The 6,234-nt window shown below is 46.0% G+C and carries 4 protein-coding genes and 1 pseudogene; all 5 read left to right on the top strand.

Annotated elements, in window-relative coordinates:
* Window positions 1–533: pseudogene (locus AC3DOM_RS04940) on the top strand (hypothetical protein); the annotation flags it as partial.
* A gap of 92 nt (window positions 534–625) precedes the next feature.
* Window positions 626–1,642: an ABC transporter permease gene (locus AC3DOM_RS04935; RefSeq protein WP_487917914.1), complete on the top strand. Its 1,017-nt coding sequence runs from the start codon at window positions 626–628 to the stop codon at window positions 1,640–1,642.
* A 36-nt stretch (window positions 1,643–1,678) separates the two neighbouring features.
* Complete coding sequence (locus tag AC3DOM_RS04930) at window positions 1,679–2,686, top strand: ABC transporter permease (RefSeq protein WP_487917913.1); 1,008 nt, start codon at window positions 1,679–1,681, stop codon at window positions 2,684–2,686.
* 120 nt (window positions 2,687–2,806) lie between these two features.
* Window positions 2,807–4,567, top strand: coding sequence for a hypothetical protein (locus tag AC3DOM_RS04925; protein ID WP_487917912.1), 1,761 nt, complete (start codon window positions 2,807–2,809; stop codon window positions 4,565–4,567).
* 60 nt (window positions 4,568–4,627) lie between these two features.
* The coding region (locus AC3DOM_RS04920) for an ABC transporter permease subunit (RefSeq protein WP_487917911.1) at window positions 4,628–6,234 on the top strand (1,607 nt) is incomplete at its 3' end.

The raw sequence follows: 6,234 nt of genomic DNA, 5'->3' as shown, positions 1-6,234 counted from the left end.
GTATGACGATGGAAGAATTCAATGACCTTGACATCATCCTGATGCACAATACCAGCGAAGGCCACGCTTTGATCGCCGCTGCTGTCCAGCAGATGTGGACTGACAACCTGGGCGCAGATGTTCGTGTTGAAAATCAGGAATGGGGCGTTTACTTGAAGACCACCCAGAATGATGCGCCTCTTGATGGCATGCCGCATATTTGGCGTCTTGGTTGGTGTGCTGATTACCCGGATGAGAACAACTGGATCCACGAAGTCTTTAACTCAGACGAAGGCGAAAACCGCACACGCTCCGATAACGCTGACTTCAATGCGTTGACCGTTGCCGCTGGTGCAGCTGATAGCCCTGCCGAACGTGAAGCCCTTTACGAACAGGCTGAGCAGATGTTTGCAGAAGAGATGGTTGCTTATGCACCGATTTATCACTACACCACCGTTCGAGTCACCAAACCGTGGTTAACCCGTCAATTCCCGCCTTTGGGCGCGAATAATTTCTACGCCTGGACCCTTGATGATGCCGCTCGCGGTCAATAACCAATTGGTTTAGCTTAGATTGAAATACTGAAATATTTTTGGAGGGCGGAGGAATACTCCGCCCTCCAAAGAATCAAGAAAGAAGGCTGGCTATGCTTCGTTATATCATCCGTCGTATTTTGCAATTTATTCCTGTATTATTTGCAGTAACCTTATTTACATTTGTCATGATGCGTGCTATTCCGGGCGGCCCCTTTGATGCTATTGGGGATAAAACTTTACCTCCACAAGTTGTGGCTAATATTGAAGCAAAATATCATCTTGATTGGCCTATGTGGAAACAATTTGCATCCTATCTTTTGGGCGATAAAATTCTGGGTGAAGAGGGGCTTTCAAGAGGGGTTCTATTCGGTGATTTGGGCCTCTCGTTAAAATTTCGCGGACAAACTGTCAATGACATTGTCGCGACCACTTTACCCATCTCAGCACAACTCGGTTTTATGTCATTATTGTTGGCACTTATTATTGGAATTCCAACAGGAACCATCGCCGCGCTAAAGCAAAATACATGGATGGACTATACCAGTACCTTTGCTGCGGTTGTATTTATCTCGATCCCAAACCTTGTTTTGGCTCCTATCCTGATATGGATATTCTCTCTCAAGTTGGGCTGGTTCCCTGTTGCAACCTGGGGAGCAAAACCCCCATTTTTCCTGGGAATTTTCCCACGAATTAGCCAATTCAATTTGAATTATTTCTCCCACGCGATTTTACCTGTTTTTGCCTTGGGAACCTCATCTGCAGCAGGCATTGCTCGTCTAACAAGGGCAAGTTTATTACAAGTGATTAACGAAGATTATATCCGTACAGCTCGTGCCAAAGGATTACGTGAACAGACTGTAATTGCAATTCATGCCTTGAAAAACTCTCTAATTCCGGTTGTAACAATCTTGGGACCCGCTTTTGCCGCATTGGTGACAGGCACCTTTGTTGTTGAATTGATCTTTGGCATCAATGGGATGGGGAAGCATTTTGTTGCCAGCATTGGTAATCGAGATTACCCGGTCATTACCGGGGTTACACTAATCTACGCGGTAGTCCTTGTTATTGCAAATCTTGTGGTAGATATTACCTATGCCTGGCTTGATCCACGCATTCGCTTTGATTAGAAATAAACTGACTTGAAAGATTTCAGGAGATAGAATATGACTGTTGTTGATCTTGCACAAGAGACCGGTACGATTACGCGAAAAGAACGGAGTCTTTGGGCTGAAGCATTTCGCCGTCTGGTAAAAAATAAAATTGCTGTTTTGAGCGCAATTTTTATTATTGGGTTGGTATTGACAGCTGTTTTTGCTGATTATGTCGCACCTCATGATTTTGCCCGGCAGGATTTATTGGCAAATAATGCCGTTCCGGAGTGGATGATTTTTATGCTCCCGGAAGGGGCAGAAAATTATGCTCGAATTAGTGATTTTTATCCTCTAGCTGCAGATCATTTGGGACGTGATATTTTAAGTAGAACGATCTATGGTGCGCGTGTTTCTCTTACAGTTGCCCTGGTAGGCTCTGCCGTAAGTTTATTGGTCGGGGTCATTTACGGTATGGTTTCTGGTTATGTCGGCGGGCGTGTAGATAGTTTGATGATGCGTATTGTTGATTTTCTGTATGCCTTCCCATTTTTGGTGGTTGTGATTTTACTCCAAACCTACTTTAAAGCGATTGCAAGGCAGGGAACCAGTCAGGGGATTGGCCTTGCATTTATCAATATGAATAAGAGCATGGGGGGGTTGCTCTTCCTATTTATTGCGATCGGTTTGATCAATTGGCTTGGTATGGCTCGTATTGCCCGTGGCCAGGTACTTTCATATAAGAAAAAAGAATTTGTTGAAGCCGCGCGCGCAGTTGGTGCGAATGATACGCGTATCTTGGTTAAACACCTCTTCCCCAATATTCTTGGTCCATTGATCGTTGCAGAAACATTGACAATCCCTGGATATATCTTCACCGAGGCCTTCTTGAGCTTTATCGGTTTAGGTGTTGATCCGCCAACGCCGAGTTGGGGCATTATGATATCGGAAGCAGTACAAGGGTTGCGTTCTTATCCGAATCAACTTCTTCTTCCTGCTCTGGCACTCTCTCTAACAACACTTGCTTTTAACTTTCTTGGCGATGGGTTACGAGATGCATTTGATCCCCGTCAAAAGCAATAGTCGCTTCTTGCTATGACAGCAGGTTATATGGGGGAGTAAAGAAAGATTAATAAAAGATAAAACACTGTGGACGCAAGAATGCGTTTGCAGTGTTTTTTTCGGTAGGAGAAGAAATATTCGATGAATATAAAAAAACCTATTTTGCCCTTGATGATCCTTATTCTGGGCGCAATGATACTAATAAGTTGCGGCGGAAGACCAGAACGCAGCCGAAAACCATCTAATGATTGGGGGCGTGGGCTTCCTCTTGGTACAGATGCGACCGGGACAGTGGGTATGGTCGTTGAAGAAGATGGTGCTACCATACACGCAGTTTGGCCTTTTTGGGCAGAGGAAGGTGGGATTGGCATCCGCTACGTTCAACTTGGCAAAGCTGCCGAAATTCAGGTAGATCAAGTTGTAGTACAGACGCAAGGGCAGGTCCGTACTCCGCAGCTTTTTATCGCAAAAGATGAGAGCTTGCATTTGCTTTGGGCAAATCGCCCGGATACGGCTGCAAAATGGCAGTTATGGTATGCCCAATTTGACCATAAAGGCAATATCCAGGGTGAGTTGCTCCAGGTTTCAGATGCCAATTCCGGAGTTTCGCAATATGCTGTAGTGGAAGGTCGGAATGGTGGCATATTGGTTGCCTGGGAGGATATTCTTTCTGGCGGCATTAAATTGACAGAAATCTCTATTCTTGGGGAGAAGCAAGCCAACCCCAAGCGCGTGGTCGAAGCGGGGGTAAAACCAGATTTATGGGTTGATGAGCGAGGAAAAATCCATCTCGCCTGGCTAGACAATGATAATAACCTGCTCTACGCACGGACTGATGCTGATGTAGCCTCACCTCTTTCAGGCGAGAAACTCCTCCGCATCCCGCTTGGTACGGGAGCGACGTTGGATGGACCTGTTTTAGGGGTAGTGGACGGGAATGTGTATATTTTCTGGTCTGTTTTAAGCCAATCAGGATTAGAAGCAGGGACAGCGCGTACCGAATATGTTTTTTTCCCGCAGGGATCGCCAGACAAAGTTTCTGATGTCACGAGAATAGACGTGCTTCCGCTGGAAGAGCAGCCGTATCGGACGGATAGAGGCAGCTATGCTTACACTGAGCTTGTCCCTGCCACGTATATAAGTAATACCAGTCCTTATGTATATGCGCCGATGGTGATTCAACACCCTACTGGTGAGATGGCTATTGCTCTAGCCACCCGACAACAATATCGTTTGGATGGTTATGTTCAAATTGCAGTAGTGGTGATGGAAAATGGTGCATATAAGGGGTATACGATTGCGACAAAAACGCAGGCGATTTCCAGCGATCCTGTTTTGGATGCAGATGGAGCAGGTAATTTGCATTTGATCTGGCGGGATGGTTATTCAAAAGAGATTGTTTATTATACGACAACGGATGCCGAAACCCGAGCAGAGTTAGACCGCCCCACAATCCGAGATATACTGACCCTTGTTTTGGCCGGTGGATTAGAAAGTTTGACCGGGATACTGTTATTCCCGCTTGCTTTCCCCTGGATGTTCCCCGGATTGATTGTATTGATTATTTGGCGGCTGATCAGGAATGACGAAGATCTAAGCAATAAGGTTTCTGTAGCCCTCCTGGTGTTATCAGTCCTCATGTATCAGGGTTCTAAGATTTTGATCTTCCCAACGATGGTAGATTATATTCCCTTTTCTGCCTGGGTAGATATCCCTGCCAGTTGGCAAATGGTATTGCGAATAGGCGTACCCTTGCTGATATTGGGTATTGCGATCTGGGCATCAGAGTGGTCGCGAAAAAATCAGCAATCATCTTCTTTACGATACTATTTGGTTATCGTTATTGTTGATACAGTTTTAACATTGGCGATCTATGGGGTTAATTTTTTGGGTGCATATTAGTAGAAGAAGATCCATTATTCCTGGTTTGGGATGATATCAATATAGCAGGCAAAGATGCTAATGGCGACGATAAAAGGAAATAGAACCTTCCATTTTTCAAAAAGTCTTTTTTTATCTTTAGGGAAGCGTCTGCTATTTGGGGTTATTACGTTGGCCTTTATCCTTTTTCTCAGCTTTCTCGGGCTGGATATGGCGCGTGGTGTCCCCTTTGGAGATGCAGCCACCGAAGGGTTACGCAAATCGGTCACATATCTCGGCAATGCTATTAGGGGGGAATTTGGCGAAACCGCTGCAGGCGGATATTCTCTACTCCCGGTTCCGGTGATTGAGCTTGCCCCTGATATCATCACTCATAGTTTTGGGCTGCTGGCGGTTTCTATATTTCTCTCTGCTTTCGTTGGCGTTATCCTTGGACTGTGGTCTGCTGGTAAACGCTCGGGTTGGTCGTTATTAACCCTGATGTTATCAATTATTGGTATTTCGATCCCCAGTTTTTTTGCGGCAATGCTCCTGCAAATCGGGGTGGTGAAGATTGCACAGGCGACGGGGGAGATATTTCTTCCGGTTGGCGGATTTGGGTGGGATAAACATCTGATCCTGCCCGCATTGGTTTTGGCTGCCCGCCCTTTGGCACAGATCAGCCGAGTTACCTTTGTCACGGTTGAAGATGTTCTCTTGCAGGATTATGTTCGCACAGCGCATAGCAAAGGTATCCGTCAGCGTGCTATTACTGCGATCCATGTTTTTCGAAATGCTGCCATCCCGATCCTGACAACTATTGGTTTATCCCTTCGTTTTTCTCTCAGCAGTTTGCCCGTTGTCGAATTTTTCTTTGGTTGGGCGGGGATAGGTTTTACCCTGCTTAAGGCTATCTCTCAACGAGATGATAATCTTACCGTCATCCTTGCGTTGTCCCTTGGCATTCTTGTTATCCTTGTCAACATCCTGCTCGATATTCTTTACCATCTGATAGACCCACGTTTGGCAGACACCGCTCGGAATATTTCGAAAGATATGAAAAAGAGCTTCTTTGAGAGGCTTAATGATTTGCGGAAAGATATTGGCAATCTGGTAAGTGAAAACCCTTTCAAAAAATGGCAAATGGAGCAGGAAGAAAAGAAAGCCTCTCGCAGTCCTTTTACTGAGCTAGTTAAAAACAGACTTGAAGCTGCTTCTCCTGAGCAAAAAAGCGAGCGGGGGAAAGGCAGGCGGCGTGCCTGGTTGCAAGGTACTTTGGGCAACCTGCCTTTTATGGTCGGGGCGATCATTATTATTGGGATATTTGCAGTCATTATTTTGGGTCCGCAACTCGCCCCTCATAGCCCTTATACCACGAGGGGATTGACCATTGAAAATGGCGTCTTCTCTGTGCCACCCTTCGCACCGGATGAGACTTACCTTTGGGGAACGGACATGCTCGGACGCGATATTTTTAGTTTGGTTCTTTCCGGCGCACAGCAGACATTATTTTTAGCAATTTCCGTTGTTTTGGCGCGTATTCTGGTCGGGTTTCTGGCTGGGGCAATTGCAGGATGGCTGAATGAAAGCTGGTTCGATCGCTTTATCCTGGGGTTGGCAGAGGTCATTGCGGCTTTCCCGACATTGCTTTTGGCGATGATCCTTGTTCTCGCCTTCGGCATTCGGAAGGGTGTTGAGCCTTTTGTGAT

It is taken from the genome of Candidatus Desulfolinea nitratireducens, assembly GCF_982879505.1.
The sequence above is the reverse complement of the archived record's forward strand: the minus strand, read 5'-3'. Positions and strand labels throughout refer to the sequence as shown.